Origin of the sequence: Varibaculum cambriense, assembly GCF_022133705.1 — a bacterium.
GTDB classification, from domain to species: Bacteria; Actinomycetota; Actinomycetes; order Actinomycetales; family Actinomycetaceae; genus Varibaculum; species Varibaculum cambriense_A.
Genome location: NZ_JAKNHJ010000007.1, coordinates 22783 through 49240 on the forward strand (window position 1 = coordinate 22783; position 26458 = coordinate 49240).

At 53.3% G+C, this 26458-nt stretch carries 21 protein-coding genes and 4 tRNA genes; 14 read left to right on the top strand and 11 right to left on the bottom strand.

Annotated features, from left to right (window positions below; genetic code table 11):
• Positions 1-78: 78 nt before the first annotated feature.
• The gene (locus L0M99_RS04515; protein ID WP_024059850.1) at positions 79-330 is read left to right on the top strand and encodes a hypothetical protein; all 252 of its coding nucleotides are present in this window, start codon (positions 79-81) and stop codon (positions 328-330) included.
• Positions 331-1394: 1064 nt separating this feature from the next.
• Here L0M99_RS04515 and L0M99_RS04520 read toward each other — a convergent pair.
• Positions 1395-1480 (bottom strand) — tRNA-Leu (locus tag L0M99_RS04520).
• 345 nt (positions 1481-1825) lie between these two features.
• On the opposite strand from L0M99_RS04520, the gene L0M99_RS04525 reads away from it, so the two are divergent.
• From L0M99_RS04525 to pknB, 7 genes are all read left to right on the top strand, one after another.
• Positions 1826-2521, top strand: coding sequence for an FhaA domain-containing protein (locus L0M99_RS04525; protein WP_238127910.1), 696 nt, complete (start codon positions 1826-1828; stop codon positions 2519-2521).
• 12 nt (positions 2522-2533) lie between these two features.
• The gene (locus L0M99_RS04530) at positions 2534-3025 is read left to right on the top strand and encodes an FHA domain-containing protein FhaB/FipA (protein ID WP_024059852.1); all 492 of its coding nucleotides are present in this window, start codon (positions 2534-2536) and stop codon (positions 3023-3025) included.
• Entirely contained in the window at positions 3022-4218 is a 1197-nt protein-coding gene (locus tag L0M99_RS04535) for a PP2C family protein-serine/threonine phosphatase (protein ID WP_024059853.1), read from the top strand. Before L0M99_RS04530 ends, L0M99_RS04535 begins: the two co-directional genes overlap by 4 nt.
• A gap of 70 nt (positions 4219-4288) precedes the next feature.
• Positions 4289-5863, top strand: coding sequence for an FtsW/RodA/SpoVE family cell cycle protein (locus L0M99_RS04540; RefSeq protein ID WP_238127911.1), 1575 nt, complete (start codon positions 4289-4291; stop codon positions 5861-5863).
• Positions 5847-7319, top strand: a complete 1473-nt coding sequence (locus L0M99_RS04545; RefSeq protein WP_238127912.1) for a penicillin-binding transpeptidase domain-containing protein — start codon at positions 5847-5849, stop codon at positions 7317-7319. Before L0M99_RS04540 ends, L0M99_RS04545 begins: the two co-directional genes overlap by 17 nt.
• Entirely contained in the window at positions 7312-9249 is a 1938-nt protein-coding gene (locus L0M99_RS04550; RefSeq protein ID WP_238127913.1) for a serine/threonine-protein kinase, read from the top strand. Before L0M99_RS04545 ends, L0M99_RS04550 begins: the two co-directional genes overlap by 8 nt.
• Positions 9225-11048, top strand: coding sequence for a Stk1 family PASTA domain-containing Ser/Thr kinase (pknB, locus tag L0M99_RS04555; RefSeq protein ID WP_238127914.1), 1824 nt, complete (start codon positions 9225-9227; stop codon positions 11046-11048). Before L0M99_RS04550 ends, pknB begins: the two co-directional genes overlap by 25 nt.
• 65 nt (positions 11049-11113) lie before the next feature.
• Here pknB and L0M99_RS04560 read toward each other — a convergent pair whose 3' ends face one another.
• Both L0M99_RS04560 and L0M99_RS04565 read right to left on the bottom strand, forming a co-directional pair.
• Complete coding sequence (locus L0M99_RS04560) at positions 11114-11308, bottom strand: hypothetical protein (RefSeq protein WP_238127915.1); 195 nt, start codon at positions 11306-11308, stop codon at positions 11114-11116.
• Positions 11296-12048 carry a class E sortase gene (locus L0M99_RS04565; RefSeq protein WP_024059861.1) on the bottom strand — a complete coding sequence of 251 codons (753 nt, stop codon included), beginning with the start codon at positions 12046-12048 and terminating at the stop codon, positions 11296-11298. The genes L0M99_RS04560 and L0M99_RS04565 overlap by 13 nt, the downstream gene beginning before the upstream one ends.
• Before the next feature lie 152 nt (positions 12049-12200).
• Here L0M99_RS04565 and L0M99_RS04570 point away from each other — a divergent pair, with 152 nt between their 5' ends.
• From L0M99_RS04570 to L0M99_RS04580, 3 genes are all read left to right on the top strand, one after another.
• A complete protein-coding gene (locus tag L0M99_RS04570) occupies positions 12201-12470 on the top strand; it encodes a cell division protein CrgA (protein ID WP_238127916.1) in 270 nt (89 codons plus the stop codon).
• Between the two features lie 233 nt (positions 12471-12703).
• Positions 12704-13696, top strand: coding sequence for an inositol 2-dehydrogenase (gene iolG, locus L0M99_RS04575; protein ID WP_024059863.1), 993 nt, complete (start codon positions 12704-12706; stop codon positions 13694-13696).
• Positions 13697-13902: 206 nt separating this feature from the next.
• Positions 13903-14703: a sugar phosphate isomerase/epimerase family protein gene (locus L0M99_RS04580; RefSeq protein WP_238127917.1), complete on the top strand. Its 801-nt coding sequence runs from the start codon at positions 13903-13905 to the stop codon at positions 14701-14703.
• Between the two features lie 298 nt (positions 14704-15001).
• Here L0M99_RS04580 and rpmG read toward each other — a convergent pair whose 3' ends face one another.
• From rpmG to L0M99_RS04605, 5 genes are all read right to left on the bottom strand, one after another.
• Positions 15002-15172 (bottom strand): 50S ribosomal protein L33, encoded by a 171-nt coding sequence (rpmG, locus tag L0M99_RS04585; protein WP_024059865.1) that lies wholly within the window; start codon positions 15170-15172, stop codon positions 15002-15004.
• A gap of 69 nt (positions 15173-15241) precedes the next feature.
• A tRNA-Met gene (locus tag L0M99_RS04590) sits at positions 15242-15315 on the bottom strand.
• A 29-nt stretch (positions 15316-15344) separates the two neighbouring features.
• Positions 15345-15417 (bottom strand) — tRNA-Thr (locus tag L0M99_RS04595).
• Positions 15418-15511: 94 nt separating this feature from the next.
• Positions 15512-15593, bottom strand: a tRNA-Tyr gene (locus L0M99_RS04600).
• Positions 15594-15684: 91 nt separating this feature from the next.
• The gene (locus L0M99_RS04605; protein ID WP_238127918.1) at positions 15685-17979 is read right to left on the bottom strand and encodes a hypothetical protein; all 2295 of its coding nucleotides are present in this window, start codon (positions 17977-17979) and stop codon (positions 15685-15687) included.
• 197 nt (positions 17980-18176) lie between these two features.
• Here L0M99_RS04605 and L0M99_RS04610 point away from each other — a divergent pair, with 197 nt between their 5' ends.
• The 3 genes from L0M99_RS04610 to L0M99_RS04620 are packed head-to-tail and all read left to right on the top strand — an operon-like array spanning position 18177 to position 20917.
• Complete coding sequence (locus tag L0M99_RS04610) at positions 18177-19094, top strand: ABC transporter substrate-binding protein (protein WP_238127919.1); 918 nt, start codon at positions 18177-18179, stop codon at positions 19092-19094.
• 24 nt (positions 19095-19118) lie between these two features.
• A complete protein-coding gene (locus L0M99_RS04615) occupies positions 19119-20075 on the top strand; it encodes an amino acid ABC transporter permease (RefSeq protein WP_024059868.1) in 957 nt (318 codons plus the stop codon).
• Positions 20072-20917, top strand: a complete 846-nt coding sequence (locus L0M99_RS04620) for an amino acid ABC transporter ATP-binding protein (protein WP_024059869.1) — start codon at positions 20072-20074, stop codon at positions 20915-20917. Before L0M99_RS04615 ends, L0M99_RS04620 begins: the two co-directional genes overlap by 4 nt.
• An 11-nt stretch (positions 20918-20928) precedes the next feature.
• Here the strand turns inward: L0M99_RS04620 and L0M99_RS04625 are convergent, their stop codons facing one another.
• The 3 genes from L0M99_RS04625 to L0M99_RS04635 form a co-directional block, all read right to left on the bottom strand.
• Positions 20929-22113: an ATP-binding protein gene (locus tag L0M99_RS04625; RefSeq protein WP_024059870.1), complete on the bottom strand. Its 1185-nt coding sequence runs from the start codon at positions 22111-22113 to the stop codon at positions 20929-20931.
• A gap of 577 nt (positions 22114-22690) precedes the next feature.
• Positions 22691-24586, bottom strand: coding sequence for an ABC transporter ATP-binding protein (locus tag L0M99_RS04630; protein WP_024059871.1), 1896 nt, complete (start codon positions 24584-24586; stop codon positions 22691-22693).
• A complete protein-coding gene (locus tag L0M99_RS04635; protein ID WP_024059872.1) occupies positions 24583-26364 on the bottom strand; it encodes an ABC transporter ATP-binding protein in 1782 nt (593 codons plus the stop codon). Before L0M99_RS04635 ends, L0M99_RS04630 begins: the two co-directional genes overlap by 4 nt.
• Between the last annotated feature and the right edge of the window lie 94 nt (positions 26365-26458).

The following is a 26458-nucleotide window of genomic DNA, read 5'->3' on the forward strand; positions in this document are numbered from 1 at the left end:
ATAGCCCCCTTTAGGGCTATCACCGTTAGTTATCACTCGCGGGTGTTCGCGAGCGAGATTTTAGAAAGGATAAAGATAATGAACGATGAAAACGAAACACTGGATTATGAGGCTTACACGGCGCGCGAGATTGAACGCCTTGAAACTGTGCTAGACGGTCTGCAAGAGCTATTCAAGTCCCAGGCTGATCCGCGCGTGTCTGACGCGATTTTGAAAGCGCAAACCAAACTAGATGCTTATCGCGGGTTTGAGGGTGCGCCCCGAATGCGCACACCAGAGGATGAAGGGAAAGACTGGCTAGAAACTGTTGCCGCCGCTTATAGCTTTTAGTCCTGATTGGTGGCTGTGCGTACTTGCTTAGGGTGCTTTCCCTGTTGCGGGTGCGCACGGCTACCCGGCAAGAAAGGAAACCTAACCGCAAGTTATCCACAGCCCCCCGCGCCGCTAACGCGGTTGCGGTAAAATAATAATCAACGCCCATTAAGGGACGCTCGCGAACAACTCAACACGCAAGCCTTGCACCGTCAAGAACGCAACGCGTCAGACATTCCGGCTTTAATCGAGATAACCGCGACCGTACCACTTGGCATGGCATAGAGGGCGTTTTAATCACTACCCGGAACCCGCCCGGCTCACTGTTCGGGTGGTGCTGTTTCACCCCCCGGCAAGATAGCCCCCCCCCTATCGCGCGCCCGCGCGCACGCGCGCGCGTAGAACCAAAGTTTTAAAGGTGGCGGCATTTTGCCACCCCCCTTAACGGGGTAAGTGGTGAGGTGGTAAACCGCCACCCCACGCCCTAGCTATGGGGTAGCGTTTCACGCCCCCGTCTCTCGCGTGTCCTAGGCATGCTAGAAGCCACTAACAGCCCTTCCCGCTACCCAGGTACTAGAACCACGCTAAAACCGTTAAAACACGATATACGCGCCCACCCCTGTCGCTTACTGAAACCCGCTTTATTTTGCGCTCGCGGGCTACCACACCCCGCCCCCTTGGTGTTGTGCGCACCGACAGTTTAGCGATTTATCCCCCCGGCATTTTTTATTTTTCGCCCCTTGGTCTGTTTTACGTTGTAACCACCAAGCAGGGAGGGGAGACCCCGCCCCCGGGGTATCTCGCGCGCACCTGGGAGTGCTGTTGATTTTATTTTGTACAGGTCTGGAGATTTTAGAAAAACGTATCCGCGAGCGACCCGCCAGCGGTGGCAGTAGCAAGAACAAGCCCGCGCGATCCACGCTAGGGAGGGAACGAAATAGACCCCCCTTAACCCGCCCGCGAGCGATCCGCGAGCCTGAAAATAGTTAGCTAACTGTTTTCATCTGACAACGTTCTGACAACGCGGAGACAATTTTTATTTTGACCCTTGCGTTCTTGCTGGTCAGAGCCTTATTTTTCGGTGCGCAAGGGGGGACTTGAACCCCCATGCCCGGTAAAGGGCACACGGACCTGAACCGTGCGCGTCTACCAATTCCGCCACTTGCGCTCGGGTTTAACGCTCAGACGCGTTAACCAACGAATAGAAATCTACCCCGAAACCAAAGGCGGGAGCAAGCCCAGGAGCAAAAGGCGTTACGTTTCACAAGTAATAATTCTGTTTTTCCTATACTAAGCAAGAATCTACCGACTGTCAGTAGCTGCTAGCCCCTAATAAGTTGCTATAAATTCGCCCTATTAACCCTGGGATAATACTTATTAGCGAATTTTCGATTAACCTTGAACTTAGGTATGTCTACTGCGCGCAGTTAGCACCGGCAATGTCCGGCTGCTTATAACAGCGAGCCGCAGGCACTGACCGTAGATTCTACGATTTACAGGAGAGGACGAAAATATGGGAGTGGTTGACCGCTTCGAAAAAGCCGTTTCTTTAGGGGTAAACGCCCCTTTTTCGAAGATGTTCGCCAGCTCGATTAAAGCCGTGGATGTAAAAACGGCTATACGTGAGAGCATGGATAACTCCCGCGCCACTTTGAGTGACGGCCGGGTGGTGGTACCGAACGAATACCAGGTGTTGCTCAACCAAAAAGACTACGAATCGGTGATGGCGGCTAACTCGCAGGTGCTTTCGCAAGAACTCGCCCAAGACGCTACCGCGTATGCCACCGAACAAAGCTACGTGTTTGTCGGGCCGGTAGAAGTAGTATTCTCTGCCGGTGACCACCCGCTAGGGGAGCTGAAAATCGATAACTCGATCCGCCGCGGGCCGGCCGCACCGGTAACTACCGCCGGCGCCAGCCCCTCCCATCCGATCATTGATATTGAGGGTCAACAGTGGCTACTGACCGAGCCGGTCACGGTGATCGGTCGCGGATCGGAAGCCGATATCGTAGTCCACGATCCGGGAGTATCCCGACGTCACCTAGAACTGCGGATTACTCCCCAAGGGGTAATCGCCACCGATCTGGGATCGACTAACGGATCCTATGTGGAAGGACATCGCATCAGTGCCGCCACTCTCTTAGACGGTAACGAACTAACGATCGGCCGCACCCACCTGCTATTTTGGACTTCAAGCGCGGATGAATAGTAGGCGATAATCGTGGCAGTTGGACTTTTATACACTATTTTACGATTCGGTTTCGTAGCCCTATTGTGGCTGCTAGTTATCGGATTAGCGGTAGTGTTACGCCGCGATATTTCCCTGGCCGCCACCGCCTCCGCAAAAACCCCAACCAGTCGCTCCCGGAAAGCTAGCCGGCAACCTGAAAAATCTAAACCTCGTAAAAGCAAACGTGGGGGTCGCCCTCGCTACTTAGCTTTCACGGGGGGTGCCTTAGCCGGCAATCGGTTAAAACTGGATGGACAACCAATCCTTTTAGGGCGCTCCGGGGACTGTACGGTGCCTCTGCAGGATTCTTACGCCTCCAATCGACATGCCCGCATCTATTACCGTGACGGGCAATGGTTTATCGAGGACTTAAACTCAACGAACGGAACGTACCTTGGCAACAACCGTCTCACCAGTGCTCAGCTTTTAGAGCCGGGAATGGTAGTGCGGATTGGACAAACAACAATGGAGCTAACTAGATGAGCATCGGATTCAACTATGCCGCCCTGTCTGATATCGGCAAGATCCGCCAATCTAACCAGGATTCCGGTTACGCCGGACCTAACCTGCTGGTATTAGCAGATGGGATGGGTGGGCCTGCCGGGGGCGATATTGCCTCCTCGATTGCGATTGATCATTTACGTTCCCTCGACACCGAAGCAGATACCCCCGAGGAGGCTCTCGAAAGCCTGCGGGAAGCAATAGCCCAGGCACACCAGGAACTGTGCGAACGCTCCACCCAAGATCCGGCATTAGCCGGCCTGGGCACTACTTGTATCGCGATTCGTCGCAGCCAAAACGCTATCACTATGACCCATATTGGGGATTCGCGTGCCTACCGTTTGCGCGGCGGAGAATTGCGGCAAATGACCAATGATCATTCTTTCGTGCAATACCTGGTAGATACGGGACAGCTAACCCCTGAACAGGCTGAGAATCATCCTCAGCGCTCCGTGCTATTGCGAGTGCTGGGAGATTCCCAAGAGGACGTGAATCTTGACGAATCCCAACCCGACTTCACAATAGGTGACCGCTGGTTGCTTTGCTCTGACGGACTATGCGGCTTTGTTTCTGGCCCCACCATTGGCAAGATTCTTTACCGGAGCAAAACTCCGCAACAGGCCTGTGAAACTCTAGTAGAACTGGCGCTAAAAGCGGGCGGACCGGACAATATCACTTGCGTGGTTGCCGATATTGTTGAGGATCCGCAAGATAAAGAACCTCAAATAGTGGGGGCGGCCGCTACCGACCGGCTGGCTGAGCTCCGTAGCCAACAAACAGAAAACCCCGGCGACGAAGCGGTCAGAGACGACCAGGACGCATCCGATCCTGCCATTCAAGATCAAACAGATAACGAGGACGAGGATGAGGACGATTCTTTTAGTCAGGCGCGGGCGGCAATACCGACGGAATCTTTAACTGAGGAAGACTCTGCCCCCAAATATCGCTGGGGAAGAATCATCGGCGTGATTGTGGGACTGATCGTCCTGCTAGCCCTATTTGCCACTGCTGTGTGGTACGGAATGTCGGAACGCCCCAACCCCACCCCGCCGCCCACGTCAACTTCGATTTCCGAAACTAAATCCCCGGCTACTACCGCAGAGGAAACCACGCAAGAATCGGAAGCATCTTCAAGCGCTGAACCTTCCTCATCAAGCTCAGCTAGTAACTCCTAACTAACCATAAGCATCAAGAATTCGAACCACCAAGATGAGAGAGCAGATATAGGAAGGGGGTAATGTACTGGTGCCAAAGATAAAACACCCTACTGGCCGGCTGGCGGAACTATTGCTAATAGTGATCGCCCTGGCGATGTGTTTCTTGGGGTATTTCTCGATTAATGTTAACCGCACTGGGGCACTGCCCACTTCCTTCGTATTGCATATGTGCGTACTGGGAGCCTTCGCCCTCGCCACTCATCTAGCGGTTCGTTTCCTCGCGCCCTACGCTGACCCAGTACTTTTACCTGCAGTTTTGGCTTTAAATGGTATCGGGCTGGTGATGATTTACCGCCTAGATTTGGCATATGGCCCAGATTCGATCCTGTATATTGGATTCAAACAAGCATTATTTACCCTGATAGGCGTAGTTTTGATGGTGATTACGCTGGCAGTAGTTCGTGACTACCGCAAGCTGCGTAACTACACTTATCTGTCGATGCTGCTGGCAATTGTACTGTTACTGCTGCCCTTAGCGCCGTTCATCGGACGTAGTATCAATGGTGCTCGCATCTGGATTAATATCGGGTTTTCCATCCAGCCCTCCGAGGTAGCCAAGATTTGTTTAGCGATTTTCTTTGCCGGATATTTAACTACCCGGCGGGAAGCCTTAATCCAAGGCGGAAAATCGCTGCTGGGAATGCGCCTGCCGCGCCTGCGGGATCTCGGTCCCCTCCTGGTGGTGTGGGCAGCCTCCATTTTGATTTTGGTATTCGAGCGGGACTTGGGTACTTCCCTGCTAATCTTCGGTTTATTCGTAGCCATGCTATATGTGGCCACCAATCAAACTTCCTGGCTGCTAATCGGAGCGATCCTGTTCGCGCCCGCAGTGTTCTTAGCTTCTCGTCTGTTTTCGCATGTGCAAGCGCGCATTGATGTCTGGCTGCACGCCCTCGATCCAGAAATCTATTCCCGCCCCATCGGGGGATCGGGACAGTTAGTCTCCGGGCTATTTGGGATGGCTGACGGCGGTATTCTCGGTACCGGTTGGGCGCAAGGTTCGCCCTCCCTAACCCCCTTCGCGAACTCGGACTTTATTTTTGCTTCCCTCGGGGAAGAACTGGGTCTAACCGGCTCCCTTGCTCTGCTCACGCTGTATCTTATTTTCGTAGAACGCGGGCTGCGTACTGCCTTGATCGTGCGTGACAGCTTTGGAAAGCTTTTGGCTACCGGGTTTGCTTTCACCATCGGATTCCAAGTGTTCGTGGTAGTCGGAGGATTAACCCGAGTAATCCCCTCTACCGGACTCACCTTGCCTTTTGTGGCCGCGGGTGGATCTTCACTGGTCGCCAACTGGGTGATCTTGGCCTTGCTGCTGCGCCTATCTAGCGAGGCGCGCCAGCCGGTTAGAACCGAGAGCGGAGTTATCGATACCGCCGAACTAGAAGCAATCATTGCTCGCCAGCAAGAGAAACGCTCTGCCTCGCTGGAGGCTAAGACTGCTAGCCGCACTAACCAAGCCTCCCCCGCTACTTCCCATCCCAGCGGACAGCCAGCGAAACGTGCCTCATCGGTGCAGTCGCTTTCCAGCCCGGCAGCCCCTGATGCCGCTTTTCCTGCGCGACCAGTTCCGGGAGGTGAACGTCATGAATCCACAGATTAAACGGCTTTTCTTCGTAGTTTTTGTCATGTTTTTATCGTTGATGGTGGCGTGCACCTATATCCAATTCCTGGGCGCCGATTCTTTGAACGCCGATGGGCGCAATTCTCGCGCCTTTTACCGTTCCAAATATATTGAACGTGGCCCCATTATGGTGGGCGAAAACGCGATTGCGGCTTCAGAGCCCACGAAAGACTCTACCGGTTACCGCAAGCGCTACCACCGGGTTTACTCCGAGCAGGCACCGCTGTACTCAAACCTGACCGGTTATCTTTCCCCGGGAGGTAACGCTACCGGGATGGAACGGCTGCAGAACTCGGTACTAATGGGAGAAGCCTCCAGCCAGGCCTTATCCCAGTTACTAAAATATGCAGCTGGCGAGAATCAAAAAGGTGGAGGGATTCTCCTTACTATTGATCCGCAGATTCAACAGGCCGCCGCGCAGGCACTCGGCAATCATAAAGGTGCGGTAGTTGCCCTTAACTATCAAAGTGGGGCAATCCTCGCAGCGGTTACTACCCCGCGATTTAATCCCAGCTCTTTAGCGACCGGCAGTGAAAAACAGTCACAACAGACCTTGAAGCAGCTACAGGCAGACCCATCAAAACCCATGCTAGATCGGGCTTTGCGCGGAGAATATCCTCCCGGTTCGGCTTTTAAAATCATTACTGCTGCTGCCGCCCTAGAACAGCAAATCCGCAAGCCTGAGGACGCCGTGGATGCTCCCGTCTCGGTGCCACTGCCCGGCTCGCGAGCAAAGATTTCCAATATTGAATCCACGAGATGCGGAAATGGCCATCCCACTTTCACCTATGCCTTTGCGTATTCTTGTAACACGCCTTTCGCTAAGATCGGTCAAGACTTGGGGTATCAGGCATTAAAAGACAAAACCGAGGCTTTTGGATTCAATCCCAAGACTGATTTAAAGATTCCGCTGCCAGTCCAAAAATCTTATTTCCCTTCCTCCGATCCGGGGATAGCTTCCACTATGATGAGTGCGATCGGGCAATACGAGGTGCGCACTTCACCGCTAATGATGGCTACCGTAGCTGCAGCGGTAGCCAATCAGGGAACTCAGATGCGTCCCTTCCTGGTGGCTGCCGAGTTGGGATCAGATGGGAAAGCCACCAGAACTTATCGTTCCGGGGGCAAACTCGGAAAACCGATCTCTAAAGAGGTCGCCGCGCAGCTTAGACAGATGATGATCGCCACCGTTACCGAGGGAACCGGCGAAACTGGCCGGGTTGCCGGGGTAGAGATGGGCGCTAAAACGGGAACTGCCCAAACCGGTGGCAATAAAACCGATGCCTGGTATGTGGGCTGGGCAGATACCCCTAATCTGCCTCTGGCTTTCGCGGTAGTAATTGAGGGCGATAACTCCAACCCCACCCCTCACGGCGGACCGGTTGCCGGACCGGTAGCAAAACAAGTGGTACAGGCGGCGATGAATCATGACTGATAGTCACGTATTACCTGTCCCGCCGCGCGCCGGGGAAGCCGAAATGTCAACTCCTTTGGAACCGGCAGCGACTGCTACTGGACAAGCCACCAACGCGCAAAAAGCGGTTGCTTCCTTAAAAGTGGGGATGAAGATTTCGGAGCGTTACCTGCTGCTTTCTCGTCTTGCGATCGGCGGTATGGGAGAGGTTTGGCAGACGCTGGATGAAAAAACTGGCGAAAGGCTGGCGCTTAAAATTCTCCGCCCGGAACTGGCGGGCAAAAAGCTTTTCCTGTCCCGGTTGCAGATTGAAGCCTATAACGCTTCTCGGGTTCATCACCCGAACTTAGCGGAGGTACACGCCTCAGGAGAGGACGCCGGTCTGGGCTGGATCAGTATGGAACTGGTCGATGGGGTTTCACTAACCGAAATCCTGGATCAGGAACACATTTTAGAGACTGATTTCCTGTTATCAGTTTTGTACCAGACCGCTGATGCTCTCAGTGCAGTACATGGTGCCGGCATTGTCCACCGGGATATTAAACCAGGCAACATTATGGTTACTCCTACGGGAGAAGTAAAACTAACCGATTTCGGGATTTCTAAGGCTCCGGGGCAAGTTAACTTAACACAGGCGGGGATGGTTATGGGTACCGCGCAGTATCTGCCGCCTGAACAAGCGATGGGACAGCCAGCTACTCCCGCAGGTGACCTCTATGCCCTGGGGGTTATCGCGTATGAAGCTCTAGCCGGCAAGCGCCCCTTCAGCGGTGACAAACCGGTAGATATTGCTTTCGCCCATGTCAACAAACCGGTGCCTGCCCTGCCTGATTCTGTGGCTCCCAGTTTGCGTGAACTGGTGATGGAGCTGCTTGAAAAAGAACCTCAAAAACGTCTGGCCAGTGCAGATGCCTTAATGCAACGTTTAGAGGAAGTGCAACAGGCGCTTAATTCCGCAGGCGACTCGCTAGCTGCCCCCATTGCGGAAGCCAGCGTTCCTGAGGCCGGGGAGCTAGCCGCCAATCTAGCAGAACCTGCAGAATCCGCAGAGGTGGCAGACAAAGCGGCAGATCAGATAGCTGCCGAACCTGCCGATCTAGAAAATCTGCAAGAGGATCTGGAAGAAATAGCGCAACTAGATCAGGCAGTACACACACCTTTACCTGCCAGCACCTCCGGTAAGGAGAGCCTTACTTCCCGGCAACGGCCGCCCTCGCCCGATATTGATGAGCCGGCAGCAGCTGCCGCGACCGCGAAAGACGCCACCTGGCAGCCTCGACCCGCCGCTAGCGCTCCTAGAGAAGAAGATGGCTCCCCCATGCTCTATCTTTCCGGAGGGACGGTTCCGGCTCCCCAGATCCTACCGGATTCGGTGCCTTTGCCCGAGAAATCCTGGCAACAACGAGTGCGCCTGCGCGAACGTCCTCGCGAGTTCGCGGCGCTGATACCTCCAGTTTCTGCTTCCCGGCCCCGCTCGCAATTAGAACGTCTGCGTTCCTTGCCGCAAGCGCTTAACTGGCGTAAAACGAGTGCGCCCCCTCGTTATGCCAAGCTACCTTCGCCAGCGGCACCAGCCCCTGCTCCCTCCCTAACGGCACCTTTAGCGGCTTGGAGTCGCAGGCTAGAATCCCAGATAGGCATAAGACCGGTTGACCCCTTAGCGGCGCAGGTAGCTAGATTACGTCGCCCCTACGAAAAAGCGCCCTTCTTGAGCCGGAAATGGTGGAACCAAGATGTTTCCAGAGCTAGACATGGAAACGCCACGCCTCGTTCTCCGCTATATCTGGTATTAGTAACCCTGATTTTGTGGATGCTGGTAACCGCTTTAAGCCTGGGGGCTAGCCTGGTTTATTCCGCTGCCCCCGCACCGGTGATCCCTAAACAAAAAGCTGTAATATTGGTAGTTTCGGAACAAAAGGAAGACCCATGGCAGAATCTCCATACCGCATAGGCGGAGGACGCTACGAAATCCGTTCCCTCATCGGCAGAGGGGGAATGGCGGAAGTACACCAGGCCTACGACACCCTGCTCTCGCGGGTGGTAGCGATAAAAATGCTGCGTATAGACCTGGCGAAGGACACGGTATTCCTGACGCGTTTTCGGCGCGAGGCCTTGGCGTCTGCTTCCCTAAATCATGAAAACATCGTGCAGGTCTATGACACTGGCGAACAGGTGGTGACTGCCCCTGACGGCACCGAGGTGCACGTTCCCTATATCGTCATGGAGCTGGTAGAAGGACACACGGTGCACCAACTCCTTACTGATGGCCAACCGGTACCGATTAACGAGGCCGTCGAAATCATGTCGGGGGTACTCAATGCCCTTGAGTATTCCCATAAACGCGGCCTGGTACACCGGGATATTAAGCCCGGCAACGTGATGCTTACCAATAGCGGAAAAATCAAGGTTATGGATTTTGGGATTGCCCGTGCCTTAGAAGACTCGGGACAGACCATGACCAGTACCGATGCGGTGGTGGGAACCGCGCAATACCTATCCCCCGAGCAGGCACGTGGTGAAACTGTAGATACCCGCTCTGACCTGTACTCTTGCGGTTGCATGTTATTTGAACTGCTGACTGGACGGGCACCTTTCAAAGGAGATTCCGCAGTTTCGGTTGCCTACCAGCATGTGGCAGAAATGCCGCCGCTGCCTTCTGCTATTGCCGCCGATATTAGCCCCGAACTTGACCGCATGGTGATGAAGTCACTGGCTAAGCGACCCGAGGAACGCTATCAGGATGCGGCTTCTATGCGTTCGGATATGGTGCGGGCGGCCGCCGGAGCTGCTATTTCTGCCCCGATGCTGCCACCACTACCAGTTACCACGCCGACCGAAGGCATTGCTGCCCCCCACACTTCCTATGCTCCCGCCCAGTGGTCACAGGTTCTGGGAGAGGATCCGGATAACGAGGACGAGGAAAAGGAGATTGCCCAAAAGAAAAAGAAGAGAAAAACTATTTGGGCAGTAGTCATTGGGATATTAGTGGCAATCGCCCTCATCGCGGTGGTTTGGTGGCTGATCGCTTCCAATAAGAACCAGGAACCCGAACAAGTGGCCATTCCCGAGAACATTATCGGAATGAGCGCTATCGAGGCGCAACGCAGCTTAAAAGACCTGGGTTTGGTTATGAAGCAGGGGCAAGCTATCGCTTCTGAAACCGTAGACAAAGGTAAAGTCGCAGCTACCGATCCTAAACCGGGATCGATGGTGGATCCAGGTTCAACGGTGACTATCCAGCTGTCTTCAGGTGCTGCCGAAATTACTGTCCCCGATGTTTCGGGACAAACCCAAGATGCAGCTCGGAAGACCTTAGAGGATGCGGGTTTGCAGGTCGGCTCGGTCAAATACGAGGACGATTCCAAAGTTGCAGCCGATCGGGTTATTCGCACCACTCCGGAAGCGGGCTCTTCTGCCAGCAAGGATGAAGAAATTATTCTGGTACTTGCTTCCGGTTACGTATCGATCGATTCCGGGCAGGTAGTGGGTAAATCTCAAGAGCAGGGACTGAAGTACCTAGCTGATTTAGGTTTGCAGACGAATACGGTCACTGAAGAAACCACTGCGGCTCCCAATGGGCAAATCATTGCGGTGGATCCTTCGGGACGGGTTAAGGTAGGCAGCTCGGTCACGGTTAAAGTGGCGAAGACGCCGCCTGCGCCCTCACCAGGCCCTTCGTCTTCCCCGTCTACCTCGCCAACGGGAGATAATGCCAGCTCGGAGCCTTCCGCGAGCAGTTCTACCCCTTAGGTTCGCCATCCCCTGGCCGCTAGCTGCGAGTATACCCAGTTAGCGGCAGGTGCTGTGTTGCCAGCTTATAACCAGCTTGCCTGGCTAGTGCTGTATCCTTGGGGGCTACCCACGGTGGTACCGGTTAGATCCAGGGTCTGGGAGATCCAGGGGAATAGCCACCAAAAGCAGGCCATAATGATGAGGGCGATTATCAGCACTACCTGTAGGAATTTCAGCCACCTCGGGCCGGGCAGTAGATCCCAGATTAGCCCGCACATGCGTTGCCTCCTTCTGCCAGTTCCTTAGGGATACCGCTATCTCTGGGCACCCAGTGATTGAAAGTTAGATGCACGATATAACGCTCCCAGTTGCCATACTCCGGGTTGCAGGTGGTCATAGTCATTAATCGTTCGCTGGGCTGCTCCCCCGGTTTTTCTGGCACCGGTAAGATCACATCCGATTGGGTGGGGAGCACAATCTTATGGTCTCTGACCTTATAGATTAGCCACTCATTTGCGGTCTCCATCACCACGGTGTCCCCGGGTTTTAACACATCGATCCGGCGGAAGTTAGATCCAAAGGAACGACGGTGGGCGGCAACCGAGAAGTTTCCGATTTGTCCTGGCAGCGCGGTCGTTTCATAGTGTCCGGCAGCCCCGGTATTCAAAATGGTTTGCGTAGTTCCTTCTTTAACTGGAACCACCATATAGTTCCATTTTGGAACATGCAGCGCCCCTAGGGTTTCATTCTCTTGCTTGATTCCCCCGCTGGGAGGGGCGCTAGTGCGTTCGTCCTTCGAAATACGATTGGGACAGGACTTATTGGCCTGTTGGAACGAGGTTAAAGCTTTCTGGTTATAACTGGCAACCTGCCAGTCGGTGACAAAAACGTCCCAGAACGCGAAGAGCCCGGCCAGTAATCCCGTGATAATTAGCAGCTCGCCGAAAGCTGCAATGGGATCAAAACGGTGCCGACGGTTATTGGTCGTTGACCGCGCTTGCTTGGTTTTCCTACTCATATTCTTCCGAGTTCGCTTACTGTGGGTTCGGGACCTGATGTCCTGGTATCATCCTAGATTAATTTACCGGAAAACGAATCTAACTAGGTCTGCAGCGCCAATAACACTAGAATGAACCTAGCTACTAAAACCCTACTTTTGGAGGTCACCTCGTGCCGGAGTCTCGTAAGCGTAAAGGCGCTAAGCCCCACCGCGAACAACAGCCAGAGGAATTAAATAAGTCTTGGGCTGCTGATATGAAGCCTTCCCCCAGTTGGTGGGCACCGCTTTCGGTAGCGTTAATGCTGGTCGGCCTGGTACTGGTGGTTATTTACTACATTTCTTCGGGTTCCTACCCCATCCCCAATGCCGGTAACTGGAATCTAGCCTTGGGTCTGGGCGTGGCTTTCGGAGGCTTTTTAATGCTACTGCGCTGGAAGTAGCGTTTTATTTGAGTTTTTCCCTAGGAGGACGTGCGCGTCCTCCTATCTGATGCGGCTACCTGTATCTCCGAAAGCGCGACGGGGTGCCGCTATACATAGCAAAATGGTTATCGGTTTTACCGAAATATTTTTGTTTATGTATTTACATTCGTGTTTTATTCCTTTATTCTTGTTTATTGTAAGGACAAAGGAATGGGAGCTAGTTACTCCCCTGCAGAGAACAGAGTTGTTTTATGTTGAAATTTGGATTACTGGGTGCCGGACGAATCGGGCACGTTCACGCAAAAACCCTAGCGGCCAACCCCGATGCTTCTCTAGAAGTAGTTTTTGATATCCGCCAAGAAGCGGCTGACGAACTCGCTAAAGAATACGGGGGACGCGGAGTAACCGACGAAAAAGAAATTTGGGATAACCCCGATATTGATGCCGTGATCATCGGTTCTCCCACTCCGCTGCACGTTCCTCATATCATCGCTGCTGCTAAATCCGGTAAAGCTGCGCTGTGCGAAAAACCCGTTGCCATGGAAACCGCGAAAGTTGAAGAACTGCGCGAGGCGCTCAAGGGGCTAGATCCCACGGTGATGATGGGCTTCAACCGCCGTTTTGACCCCTCTTTTGCACGGGTAAAAGAGCTGATGGATAAGGGCGAGATCGGTGAAATTGAGCAAGTAACCATTATTTCGCGCGACCCGGCGGCTCCTCCGGCGGACTACATTAAAGTTTCCGGGGGAATCTTCAAAGATATGACTATCCATGATTTCGATATGGCTCGTTTCTTGCTGGGAGACATTGACACCGTCACTACCATCCCGCAGAACCTAGATCCCGAAATCGCGGCTTGCAACGACTATGACGCCGCGGTGATTGTGCTAACCGCCAAGTCGGGAGCAGTAGCCACCATTATCAATAATCGTCATTGTGCCACTGGTTACGATCAGCGCCTAGAGGTAACCGGCCATGATGGACAACTAAACGCCGATAACCAGCGTCCTACCACGGTCTCGCTTTCTAAAGACAGCTATTCTCTGTCCCGCGAACCGTACCTGGATTTCTTCCTAACTCGCTACGCCGACGCCTATGCGGCTGAGCTAAACCAGTTTATTTCCATAGTTAAGGAAGGTGGCAGGCCTACCCCCTCTATCGAGGATGGTGCGCAGGCTTTGCTGCTAGCAGAAGCAGCGGAAAAGTCCGCTCGCGAGCAACGCCCGGTGAAGGTTGGCGAATAGGCTACCGGGCAGGGATCCAATACATATTAAGGAAGACGCGCCGATAACCAGGAGCGTCTTATCAGACAGCAATAAAAATAGACAAAATAGCAAACAGGTAGAACAAACCCTATTTACCTGTATAAATACCAATGGAGGATAATATGAAGATTGCGGGAGCTCCTATTTCTTGGGGTGTATGTGAGGTTCCAGGCTGGGGATACCAGATGAGCCCTGAGCGTGTGTTGACCGAGATGAAGGAAATCGGTTTATCCGCTACTGAGTTCGGCCCCCAGGGCTGGTTGCCGATTGAGGCCGCCGCTCGCGCCGAAGAAGTTAGCAAATACGATTTAAAGCCGGTGGGGGCTTTCTTCCTGGCGATTATGCATGACCCCGAAATTGACCCGATTCCGGCGGTCAAGAAAGAGCTTGAAGCCTTTAAAGTTGCCGGTGGCGAGTACCTGATTCTGGCAGCTGATTCCGGCCGTGACGGTTACGATGATCGCCCGGTACTTGATGACGAAGGATGGAAGACTCTGTTCGGGAACTTGGATCGGATCAGCGATGTTTGTGCAGAAGCCGGGGTAAAAGCCTGCGTGCATCCGCACTGGGGAACCATGATACAAAATGACTCCGAGATCCGCAAGATGCTGGATGAATCCAAGGTAGCCCTATGCCTGGATACCGGACATATGATTTGTGGTGGCTGTGATCCAGTGGCAATCGTTAAGGAATACCCGGGTCGCACGGTGATCGTGCACGCCAAAGATGTACACAAGGAAATGACTGACAAGTTGCTGCCTGGCGAAATCACCTGGTCGCAAGGTGTTAAGGCCGGCATGTTTGCCCCCATCGGAGAGGGCGACATTGATTTCGGTACCATTGTTTCTGAACTGGACAAAGCCGGGTTTGACGGCTACTACGTGCTGGAACAAGACATCATGATTGATGAGGAACCTCCGGCCGGTGGCGGCCCGAAAGCCAATGCCCAAAAGTCTTTGCAGGCGCTGCAAAAACTGGCTGGCTAGGGAGCTAACTACTAGGGGTTGGGGTAATCCCAATCGCGGGATTACCCCAACCCCTAGCGCCGAACTGAAATAGTAAATGGTTGGGGGTCGCTGCTAAGCGACCCCCAACCATTTACTATTAAGCCTATACGTTTGGAATTATGCCTAAACTTTATGCGGTTATCTTCATTTCTAGCTGGTTATTCCGCCGACTTCCCTGTCCATCTGCCACTATTCCAAGATAATGATCTGGCATAGAGAGCACAGATACGCGATAAAGCCGCAGGAACCGAGAGCAGCTAGCTAAACGATCCCGCGCTTAGCGAGTCTCTTTGTGCGAAGTCGACTTACGGCAACGCGGGCAGTACTTCATCAGTTCCAGACGATCCGGATTATTCCGGCGGTTCTTCTTGGTGATGTAGTTACGCTCTTTGCATTCGCTGCACGCCAGAGTGATCTTAGGACGTACGTCGGACGACTTGCTGGCCATTCTTATTTACCTCTATGTCTCGGGCCGCCCGATTAGCGGCATTACCTATTTTCAACCGAAATTGAAAAGTAGCGAGGGCGGGGTTCGAACCCGCGACCTCACGATTATGAGTCGTGCGCTCTCACCAACTGAGCTACCCCGCCGCTTGAGGATCTGTGAAAACAAACCCTAGAGCCCCGACAGGGATTTGAACCCTGGACCTTCTCCTTACCATGGAGACGCTCTGCCTACTGAGCTATCGGGGCAACAGCAAACATACCTGCTGGTTAAATAGATTTTACTCTGTCCTGCCAGCTAGCAGTTTACCTTATTGCCGCTAAGTCCGAAAACCTAGCACCGTGGCGGGTGAGGGATTCGAACCCCCGAAGGCTACGCCGGCTGATTTACAGTCAGATCCCTTTGGCCGCTTGGGTAACCCGCCTCGTGCACTCAGGCACCCCAAAAGACTATCAAACGGAGTTAGGCATACAAAAACTCTAGTAAGGAAAGTTACCGACTTCACCGAATTTTGATTATTTAGCCTCTAGCTTCTCGGTTTTTTGCAGTTGCGACTTTTCCTTGGCACTTAAGATCAGCATGGCATCGAGAGCCGGAAGGGTAAATAATCCCGCGCAAACTAGGATCAGAGCCCCAGAATCATTGGTTAGTGCCGCCAGTATGGAGGTAAGCAACACTCCTTTAGCAAAATAACCTGCCCCCGGAATGCGATTCAAGGCCGACAAGCCTCCACCCAACCGCGCGTGGGGACGACTTGCGTCTGCGCTGACGCCTCGTTTGCGTTTAATGAGGTACCAGATAGTTACCCCTGCGCCCAGGATTAGCAAAACTGTGAAGGTGAGGGGGCCGCCGAAGGTATTTATCATGGCTTCGGCTTTACGCTTCACAATAATTCCGCCGCCTCCGTTCGCGACCTCGGAAATAAAACGCCCAAAGTGAGTGCGGGCAGGGGGACTAGCTAGCTTGTCTACCAATACAAATAAGCTCGAGGCAATAAACGCGGCGACTATCAGCGCAATTACTTTTCCTGGCTCCACCTTTTTACCTAGCACCCAGTTCAAAGTAATCCCTACCCCGAGGACCATCGCTAGTGGCCCGCCTACATCGGCTCCTAGCCAGGGGAAACCATCTAGGATTACGGCTACTGCCAGAAGAGTGAAACCGTAGATAAAGTAGCGGTGGCGCCGCTGCGGGAACCTGGCCGCTGCGGGTGCTAAAACCAGGCATTCTAGGGCTAAGACCGCGGCGAATAAGAAAGAATACTTATTGTTATTAAGGCCGTAGAAACGAGTAGCAGCAGTGGCGGCAGAAGAGAACATAGCAGAGATTTGATCTGGGGATCCCGTTAACAAGCTAACCAGCAACCAGATCAGCACGAGAGTTGCAGCAACCAGTACCGGAGCTGAAAATTCCAGCCCGGACCAGCGCCCGGCAACAACCTTTCCGGCGGCTAGACAAAACGCCGCCAAAATCGCGGCGATAGCAATCAGTAACAAGAAAAATTGCACGGTAAGGAGGGGAACCGACATTTGTAGGGCGTTACCAGTAAAGTTCCCGCCAGTTCCCCCCAAGATACCCGCCGGAATATTAGCCGCCAGGAAACTGGCCGGCCCCAGTAAGCTGGCGCTCAGACACAACAGCACGATTACCTTGCGGGAGCGCCTAGAGAACCCCAAATATTCCCGCCGCAGCAAAAATAGCAAAAGCCCCAACGCTGCTAATAAAATAATCCCGGTTAGCACGATAAAGCGCGCTTGTAGAATACTTGCCTGATCGGAACGCAGCGCTTGGTTGCGCAGCCAGTCTAAATTGCCGGCTATTCCATAGTCGCGCGCGGCGCTAAAGGTTCCTCCCACTAGATATTCAGGAGCATCAGCACCGGTGGCGTCGAGGATGCGACTGGTGAAGTCAACGGTAGAGACTAACCCCAACTGTCGAGTAGAGGAGGAACGAATTATTCCCGGCTTTTCCCCGGGTGCGCGGGTAAACGCCATCCCTAAATGGGGCGTGGCGGAATGATCGGCAACATCTAAACCAAAAACCAGATCTGCATCTTGAGCGGCTTTCAGGGCGGCAGTAAGAGAGGCTAAGACCTGTTTACTGCGGGGTTTGTCCGTTCTATCTGCTCCCGGTAACCCATCGGCGGGAGTGGCGTTTAACGAAGTGGAGGAAACTTTAATAGCGCTATTCGGGCTCACCGCTCCGACATCGACAATAGTGACTTCGGCGTCCTCCAAAGTCGCTTTTACCTGGGAAGTAAGCCCCTCGCTAGTTGCTTGCGGACGATAGTTAGCTACCTTTCCAGCATTATCCATAGCGGCCACGCTGGCTCCCGGACCGATAGCCACCACTTTTTTACCCTGTTCTGCAAGACTTTCCCCTAATGTCCCGGGAACGGCTTGTTCGTTTTGCCGAGCGGCATCTTTTTGCCATTCTTTTAGCTCAACTGCGGAGAAAACACCGTCATCAAAAGCAGGAATTTCGGGGCAATGCCCCTGGGCACGGGCGTTAGTGGGGGTTACTCGCATGCCGGTCGATAAAGTTAGATACCCATCTAAGGGACAGGTAGTTTTAGCCGCGTTATGGCGCGTCAAGTTGGCTACCCTAGCTGTTCCTAGGGTGTCCAAGAATTCCTTACCCTCTTTTTCTGCCGGATCTACGTCTGACCACGATAAACCGGAGGAAATAAGGACGAGGACGCGAGGATGTTCGCGCGCCTGTGCGTTAAGAGGGTAGATCAGGGTCACCACCAAGACAATCAACAATAGGGAGATGACCCGCCCAGACCTGCGGGAGCAGTGTTTGTTCACGCCCCCAGCATATCGGGGTTTTGCTGCGATGAGCACGCAGAGCGTTGCCCGTCGAAGAAATTTAGGCCTTGAGGCACCCGCAATATTGCAGTCAAGAATCAGCCGCAAAGAGATACCCACCACAGACCTCCCGCAGGATTTTGCATAATTATTCGTAACAATGCATACTTTCTACAGACCTACTGATTGGAGATATCATGAAACGCACACTTGCGGCGCTCGCCGCCATTTCCCTCACCTCGCTAGGATTAGCGGCTTGCAGCTCCGGTAGTGAGGCAACCGGCTCCACGGACGATCCGGGTGAAAAAGGCTTTGACGTATCAACTATTAAAGCCGATCCCGCAGTAGAAAAACTGGTGCCGGCAGAGATCAAGAAAGCCGGAGTTCTCAAGAACGGGGCTTCGGTAGACTACGCCCCCGCCGAATACATGAAAGCCGACAATAAGACCCCTACCGGCTACGACGTTGACATGGTCAAAGCCATTGCCAAAGTGATGGGACTAAAAGACGGCACCACTGCTCACGGTGAATTCGACTCCCTGATTCCGCAAATTGGAACCAAATATGACATCGGAGTTTCCGGTTTCAGCATCACCAAGGAGCGGGAAGCCGAGACTCAAATGGTTTCGTATGCGGAACTCGGATTCTCTTACGGAGTAGCTAAAGGCAACCCCAAGAAGTTCGACCCGAAGAACCCTTGCGGCAAAACCGTGGGGGTGCAGACCGGCACTGCCCAACAGGAAACCATTAAAGAGATTTCTAAACAGTGTGAGGCGGATGGAAAACCTGCAGTCACCGTAAAAGAACACAAAATGCAGACTGAGATTGTCCCCAAGGTTACCGGGGGTCAATATGACGCGGTACTCGCCGACTCGCCAGTCGTGGGATACGCAGTCAAGATGAGTGGCGGCGAACTGGAAATTGTCGGTAAAGCTTTCGAAACCGCCCAGCATGGCGTAGTGGTTAATAAAGATAACGAGCAACTGGCGAAAGCGGTACAGGCAGCTCTACAAAAACTAATGGATGACGGAACTTTGGAGAAAATCTTCGCCCTTTACGGTGCCGATAGCTTCATTCTCGAAAAAGCTGAGATTAATCCAAAAGTTTCCGAGTAACTCCCTAGGACATAACCTTTAAATATGAATAGCCAAAAATTGAAAGATGGCGCCATGCTGACCAGGCCGCGCCCGGTGTTTTCGCCGGGCCGCCTGGTTAGTGCGGTTGTAGTACTGATTCTGGCCGCCATGCTGGTGCATGGCCTGGTCAGTAATGAAAAGTTCCGTTGGGATCAGGTAGCCACCTACATCTTCCACCCCACGGTGCTGCGCGGCATCATGTGGACGCTGATTTTGACCGTAGTTTCCATGCTTATCGGGGTGATCCTCGCGGTGACTATGGCGATTATGCGCCAATCCCCTAACCCGATTATGAAAGGGGTTTCCTGGACCTATATTTGGTTCTTCCGCGGAACCCCTATCTACACGCAGCTACTATTTTGGGGAATGCTGCCCACCCTCTATTCCACCCTGTCACTAGGGGTTCCTTTCGGCCCAGAGTTGCTGACTTTTGATACCAACACGGTAATTAGCCCAGCGGTAGCAGCGATTTTAGGGTTAGGACTTAACGAGGGCGCGTATTTGGCAGAAATCGTGCGTTCCGGTTTGAATGCGGTAGATTCCGGGCAGGAAGAGGCCGCCCGCGCCCTCGGAATGCGACGCAGTCAGATTCTGCGGCGGATTATTCTGCCCCAAGCCATGCGGGTAATCATTCCGCCTACTGGCAACGAAACCATTTCCATGCTGAAGACCACTTCCTTGGTCTTGGCTGTGCCGTTTACTTTGGAGATTACTTTCGCCACCCAAACCATTGGGCAGCGCCTATTCTTGCCGATCCCCTTACTGCTGGTGGCAGCTATCTGGTATTTGACAATTACTTCGATTTTGATGGTAATTCAAAGCCATATCGAAAGTTACTTCGGTCGGGGTTTCGATGAACGTACCGGTGGAGATAAGAAATCCGCCGGATCCCGTAAAATGCGCGCCATGACCGAATCCGGCACCACCAAAGACGATCCTTTCTTGGAGTACACCCCATGACCTCACAAACAGAAAATCAACCCCTGATGGTGGATATGCAGCACGTCCACAAGTTTTTCGGGAATCTCCACGTACTGCGGGATGTAAGTTTGCAGGTAGCTACCGGTGAAGTGTGCGTGCTGCTAGGCCCGTCCGGCTCGGGCAAATCTACCCTACTGCGCTGCGTAAACGAGTTAGAACAGGTGTCTGGAGGACGCGTTTACCTCAACGGAGAACTATTAGGGATGGAAGAGGGCGCGCCCTCGAAAAATCCTTTCCGCGCGTATTTGGATCGCCGCCGCGGTTCACTTACCGAGCAGGGAACCGTGCTGCGCCGCTTGACCGATCAGGAAATCGCGCGCCAACGTTCCCAAGTGGGCATGGTATTCCAGCGTTTTAACCTGTTCCCCCATAAGACGGCACTAGAAAACGTGATGGAAGCGCCTACCCAGGTGAAAGGAATCGGCAAAGAGAAGGCGCAAGCTCAGGCTCTAGAGTTGTTAGCGCGGGTTGGGCTGGCAGATCGCGCTGACCATTACCCGGCTCAGCTTTCGGGTGGGCAGCAGCAGCGGGTCGCGATTGCCCGCGCCCTCGCCATGGAGCCAGAACTGATGCTGTTTGACGAGCCCACTTCCGCCCTCGATCCCGAGCTAGTAGGGGAAGTACTGTCAGTCATGCAGGATTTGGCAAGCGGAGGGATGACCATGATTGTGGTTACCCACGAGATTGGTTTCGCCCGGGAAGTTGCTGACCACGTAGTGTTTATGGATGAAGGCAAAATCTTGGAGCAGGGCACCCCTGACCAGGTAATTAACCACCCCCAGAATCCTCGCACCCAAGACTTCTTCTCCAAAGTGCTTTAGGTTTCCCGCCCTTATAATCCCAACAGAGGTAGCGGAACCACCAGAACTCCGTCTGGACGCACCAGAGAGTAGGTACTGTTGGCGGTTAGCACCATACGGAAGCAGGGGGCAGGCATTTTCGTAGTATCGATAAGACCGGAGAGCTTACTTAGAGAATCAGCCCCTTGGCTAACTAAGTCTTCCCCTCCTAGCTTTATCTCTATCAACCCATAACGTCCATCCCGTTGCACCATAACTGCATCGCATTCATTCCCGCTTTTGTCGCGGAAATGATATAGCTGCGCATCTAACGCACTGGCGAAGGCACGTAAGTCTCTAATACACATGGTCTCAAACAGTAAACCTAGGGTGCGCAGGTCACGCAGCAGTACCCCACTGCCCGCACCCATAGCTGCTGCCGCCAAAGAGGGATCTACGAAATGCCTAACCGCGGTAGTTCTAATCGCAGCTTTTGATCTGAGATTAGGGTTCCAGGCTGGCAGTTCTTCAATCACAAACAACTGCTGTAATGCGTTCAAATATTCCCGAGCCGTAGTTTCGCTAATATCAGTATCTTGTGCGATATTAACCAGTGTGGCGGAGGTGGCGCTATGTCGGGCGTAGCTGCGCAAGAAAGCGCGCATCTTGTCAGGATTACGCTCATTTCCACTGTTGAGGGGAATTTCTTCTGCTATTAAAGCATCCAGGTAATTTATTGCCTGCCGATTATCCATTCCGGTATGGGTCGCCGCCCCCGGCCAGCCGCCACGGCATAGCAACTCGGTAACCTGCTCTAGTGAATAGTTATTTTTAAGAACCGGAATTTTCTTTCCCGAGAACAAGTCACTTATAGAGACATATTCTTGGGGGCACTCTGATTCAAACAGGCTCATAGTACGCATCCGCATCCTTGCGATCCGCCCAATCCCAGAATGCAGCATTTTAGACCGCTCAACTGGAGTGGCCGAACCCGTCAGGATGAATTGACCAACCGCTTGCCTTTCATCAACCGCAAAACGAACCGCGTCCCAAAGCTGCGGAGCTACCTGCCATTCGTCCAAAAGACGTGGCGTTTCCCCCGCTAAAAGAGCAGTAGGGTCGAGATCTGCCGCCACTAAATTCTGTTCCAGATCACGAGGGTTAGCCATATAGAGGGCGCTGGCAGCATGGTGAACCGCACTAGTAGTTTTTCCGCACCATTTTGGTCCTTCTATCAAAACCGCTCCACTTGATTCCAACGCACTCTGAAGCTGATGGTCGCTAAGTCTTTGAAAGTACTGCACCCTGCAAGTATAGCTCATACTGGTGGTTTTGGCGCCATTTCACTGGTGGAATTGGCACGATTTGACTGATGGTTTTGGCGCTATTTCGCTGATGGAATTGGCGAAATTTGATGATTGTAGACCCGATACTGCTAGGCACGGAGGGTAGATTTTTCCTCCTGCCCAAGAATTCGGAAAACGTAGCGACGTTTTCCGAATTCTTATGCCCACCGCACCCACTCGGATAAAATCTACCCTCCACGCCTAAAAGCAACAGGAGCCTAAAGATCACTCGCCAGTAATAAGACCAAAACACAGACATCAATGGGGGGATGAAAGCGCTGAAACTAGGTTTCCCCGAGTCGGCTAGGCGGGCGTAAAACTCGGAAAATGCCTCAACATTTTTCGAGTTTTTGGGCGGGGCGACGGGGGCGCGGCCGGCAAAAGATACGAGAGGGGCTTGACCTGCGAAGCAGGTCACGGGGTCCCCGGAGTGCTTTTGCCGAGCCAGCCCCTGCCCTGCGCGATTCAATCACGCATCAATGTCACCTTTGGTGAACTGTGCGTTGTAGAGGCGGGCATACGCACCTTTGGTGGCGAGTAACTGTTCATGGGTACCGAACTCGACAATATCGCCATGTTCCATCACGAATATCACGTCACTGTCACGGATAGTAGACAGGCGATGGGCAATCACGAACGAGGTACGTCCCGCCGTAGCTTTGGCTACTGCTCGCTGAATTAGCTGCTCCGTGCGGGTATCGACCGAGGACGTAGCCTCATCGAGAATCAGCAAGGGCTTATCGGCAAGCATGGCACGAGCAATAGTCACCAATTGGCGTTGCCCGCTAGAGAGGGCAGAATCTTCCCGAATCTCGCTATCGAGACCGTGAGGCAGCTGCGCAACCAAGTCACTGAGCCCGACTGCTTTTATCACCTGCTCCAGGCGTTCCCCGGATACGTCCTGCCGAGAATAAACCAGGTTTTCCCGCAAGGTTCCTTGGAACATCCAGCTGTCTTGGAGCACCATCGCGAACTGTGAATCCACGTCCTCGCGGCGCATTGCAGATAGCGGGGTTCCGTCCAATAGGATTTCCCCACTGTCCAGTTCATAAAAGCGCATTAACAGGTTTACCAGGGTGGTTTTGCCGGCTCCGGTCGGCCCCACTATCGCTACGTTTTGTCCCGGTTTTACTAGGGCAGAGAAGCCGTGAATGATTTCTTTACCCCTCTGATAGGAGAAGCGGATATCCCGAAACTCGACCTCGCCCTGGGTTATTTTGCCGGTCAGCGCTGGTTTTTCAGATTCGTCCGGTAGCTCGTCCTCTTCCAGAATTTCAAAAACGCGCCCTCCGGCAGCGGCTGCTGATTGGAAGGAAGCCGCGGCAGAAGCTAGGTTCGATAGCGGCTGGGTGAAAACTCGGATATAGAGCATGAAGGCGGCGATTACGCCGATAGTGACATGGCCTTTCACCACCAGGACTGCACCGAGTACGCATACCACCACGTAACCGAGATTTCCCACAAACCCCATGACGGGCATCATCAGCTGGGAGAGGAAATCGGCGCGCCAAGTCGCATTAAATAGTCGCTGGTTACGACGGTTAAACTCGGCAGTGGTGGCGGATCCCGCGTTATAGATATTGATGATTCCTTGCCCGGATAGGGACTCTTCGATATGCCCGTTTAGGCTGCCCAGATAGGACTGCCGGCGGATAAAGAAACGCTGGGAGAACACCATAATCACCGCGTTGAGGACGAACCCCAATAGGGTTACCCCCATACCGGCTAGTGCCATCCGCCACTCGGTGTAGAGCATCATAAATGCGGCTCCCACCAGGGTGACTACTCCGGTAATGATAGTGGTGATTGCCGAATGCAAGGTTTGCACCAGGGTGTCAATATCGTTGGTTACCCGGCTCATAGTGTCGCCGTGACTGGTTTTGTCGAAGAAAGACAGCGGCAGGCGATCGATTTTCCGGTCAATCGCAGAGCGCATCCGCTGCCCGGTGCGTTGGGTAACCATCACCATAATCAGCGATTGCCCCAGGTTAAAGCAGAACCCTAAGGCGAGGACGAGGGTAGCCATCCGCAACAGGGAAAAGATCCTGTCCATATCGATACTGCTACGCAATCCGGCGGCAATTTCATCGGTTATCAACCCTAGGAACATCGGCGTGACCGCAGTCAAAAGCGATCCGGCAATTGCCAAAACTACCGCTACCAGGATAGCTACCCGGTAGCGTCCTAAAAATTGGGCAAGACCGCGCACCGATTGGGAGAACTGTCCTTTCCCCGCTTTCTCATAAACGTTCCCGCCGTGGCGTCCTCCCGCGCGTACTGGTGACATTTTTTCTGCGACTGGTTCTAGGCCGCGCCGCGCCGACTCGACTCGCCGCTCCCACCTGCTCATTTCTACGTCTTTCATGCCAACTCCTCCTCAGAGAGTTGGGACAGCGCAATTTCTCGATAAATCTTTGAGGAAGCCAATAGCGACTGATGAGTTCCCCGCTCCACGATCTTGCCGTGATCGATCACTAGGATCTGGTCAGCTTCTCGCACAGTTGCGATCCGCTGCGCCACAATGATCTGGGTTTTGCCGCTTGCTTTCGTCGATAATTGCCCGCGAACGTCCCGGTCGGTGGCATAGTCGAGGGCGCTAAAAGTGTCATCAAAAATCAAGATTTGCGCGTCTCTAGCCACTGTCCGGGCAATCGACATCCGTTGTTTTTGCCCGCCGGAAAAGTTACTGCCCCCTGGGGCTACTTCCGCCGCGAACTCGCCCTCTTTATCGGCAATAAAATCACAGGCAGCGATGTCACCGGCCTCAACAATATCGGTGGGGGTAATGTTTTTCGGCCCTTTTCCGAAAGCAATATTGGAAGCGATAGTGCCGGTGAATAGCGTGATTTTTTGAGGTGAATATGCGATTTGGTTGCGCAGATCTAGCAAAGGAAATTCCCGCACGTCTTTGCCGTTAATCAAAACCTGTCCTTCTCGGGGATCATAAACCCGAGGAATTAGGTTCACCAGTGAGGTTTTTCCGCTGCCGGTGGCTCCAATAAGGGCTACGGTCTGTCCGCGAGCAATCTTTAGATTTATCTGGTGGAGGGCGTCGTCTTCGGCTCCGGGGTAACGGAACGAAACGTCTCTAAACTCAATCGCCGGTTCCTGCCGGTCTGGGCAGGTTTCTTTCCCGAGGACGTGGGCGGATCTATCGCCGGTAGCTGCCGAGTCAACTAGGGAAGGTTCGCAATCGAGCACCTCCCGGATACGGCGATTTGCAACGATTGCTCGGGGAGCAAATACGAATACCATTGCCATCATCAAGAATCCGCCAATCGCCTGGGTGGCGTACCCCGAAAATACAATCATCTGCGAAAACAAGGTTATTTTTTCCGGGCCGGCAGCCGCGTTAATCATGAAAGCACCCAGAACATAGATCGCCAGGTTAAGCCCGGATATCACCGTGTTCATCACCGGCATCATGAAGGAGAAAGTGCCGGATACGATTAGGTGCGTGTTGGTTAGTTCGGTGTTGGTGGCTTCAAAACGCTGCTCGTGGAAATCGTGGGAGCCGTAGGCACGGATAACCCGCACCCCCTCCATATGTTCGCGGGTTACTCGGTTCAGGTCGTCAGTGATCCGCTGCATCCGCATCATCCGCGGCATCACGATTCGCCAAATGATGAAAATCATGACCAGCAGTATTAGCGCCGCCACCCCGGTGGCGGCGGTCCAAGTCAGGTTCTTCCCGGCGATTTTTATGATTGCCCAGATGGCGAGGATGGGGGCTTTCACCATCATTTGACACCCCATCACCACAAACATTTGCAACTGAGTGACATCGTTGGTGGAGCGGGTAATTAGCGAGGGCGCGCCGAAACGGTCAAAGTCTGCTTGCGGGAGGGAAATCGCTTTTGTAAACACTGCTTGCCGTAGGTTGCGGGCAACGGTGGCGCCAATCATGGCCATGCAATAACCGGTGACTATGGCTACTACCATGGATCCGGCGGCGCAGCCGAGCATTTTTGCGCCTTCCGATAGCACCCCGCTGACGGTAGCACCTGGTTTCACAATCATTTCGGTGATGGTTTGCATGAAATCAATCAGGCGCAAATCTAAGAAAACCTGGCAAATAATGGTGATAATCGCCAGCGCGCTGAGCAGCCATTCTTTTTTACCTAGGTGCCGCACTACGGTCATTATCTAGCACCTCCCTCTTGTTAAGATTAGCTTCTTTATAAAAGGGCGGTGCGGGGAAAATCTCCCCGCACCGCCTTTAAAAGTAAGAGACTAA

Coding starts and splice junctions, on each gene's coding strand:
- L0M99_RS04515 (WP_024059850.1), top strand. CDS start 79: ATGAACGATGAAAACGAAACACTGGATTATGAGGCTTACACGGCGCGC.
- L0M99_RS04525 (WP_238127910.1), top strand. CDS start 1,826: ATGGGAGTGGTTGACCGCTTCGAAAAAGCCGTTTCTTTAGGGGTAAAC.
- L0M99_RS04535 (WP_024059853.1), top strand. CDS start 3,022: ATGAGCATCGGATTCAACTATGCCGCCCTGTCTGATATCGGCAAGATC.
- L0M99_RS04545 (WP_238127912.1), top strand. CDS start 5,847: ATGAATCCACAGATTAAACGGCTTTTCTTCGTAGTTTTTGTCATGTTT.
- L0M99_RS04550 (WP_238127913.1), top strand. CDS start 7,312: ATGACTGATAGTCACGTATTACCTGTCCCGCCGCGCGCCGGGGAAGCC.
- pknB (WP_238127914.1), top strand. CDS start 9,225: ATGGCAGAATCTCCATACCGCATAGGCGGAGGACGCTACGAAATCCGT.
- L0M99_RS04560 (WP_238127915.1), bottom strand. CDS start 11,308: ATGTGCGGGCTAATCTGGGATCTACTGCCCGGCCCGAGGTGGCTGAAA.
- L0M99_RS04565 (WP_024059861.1), bottom strand. CDS start 12,048: ATGAGTAGGAAAACCAAGCAAGCGCGGTCAACGACCAATAACCGTCGG.
- iolG (WP_024059863.1), top strand. CDS start 12,704: ATGTTGAAATTTGGATTACTGGGTGCCGGACGAATCGGGCACGTTCAC.
- L0M99_RS04580 (WP_238127917.1), top strand. CDS start 13,903: ATGAGCCCTGAGCGTGTGTTGACCGAGATGAAGGAAATCGGTTTATCC.
- rpmG (WP_024059865.1), bottom strand. CDS start 15,172: ATGGCCAGCAAGTCGTCCGACGTACGTCCTAAGATCACTCTGGCGTGC.
- L0M99_RS04610 (WP_238127919.1), top strand. CDS start 18,177: ATGAAACGCACACTTGCGGCGCTCGCCGCCATTTCCCTCACCTCGCTA.
- L0M99_RS04615 (WP_024059868.1), top strand. CDS start 19,119: ATGAATAGCCAAAAATTGAAAGATGGCGCCATGCTGACCAGGCCGCGC.
- L0M99_RS04620 (WP_024059869.1), top strand. CDS start 20,072: ATGACCTCACAAACAGAAAATCAACCCCTGATGGTGGATATGCAGCAC.
- L0M99_RS04630 (WP_024059871.1), bottom strand. CDS start 24,586: ATGAAAGACGTAGAAATGAGCAGGTGGGAGCGGCGAGTCGAGTCGGCG.
- L0M99_RS04635 (WP_024059872.1), bottom strand. CDS start 26,364: ATGACCGTAGTGCGGCACCTAGGTAAAAAAGAATGGCTGCTCAGCGCG.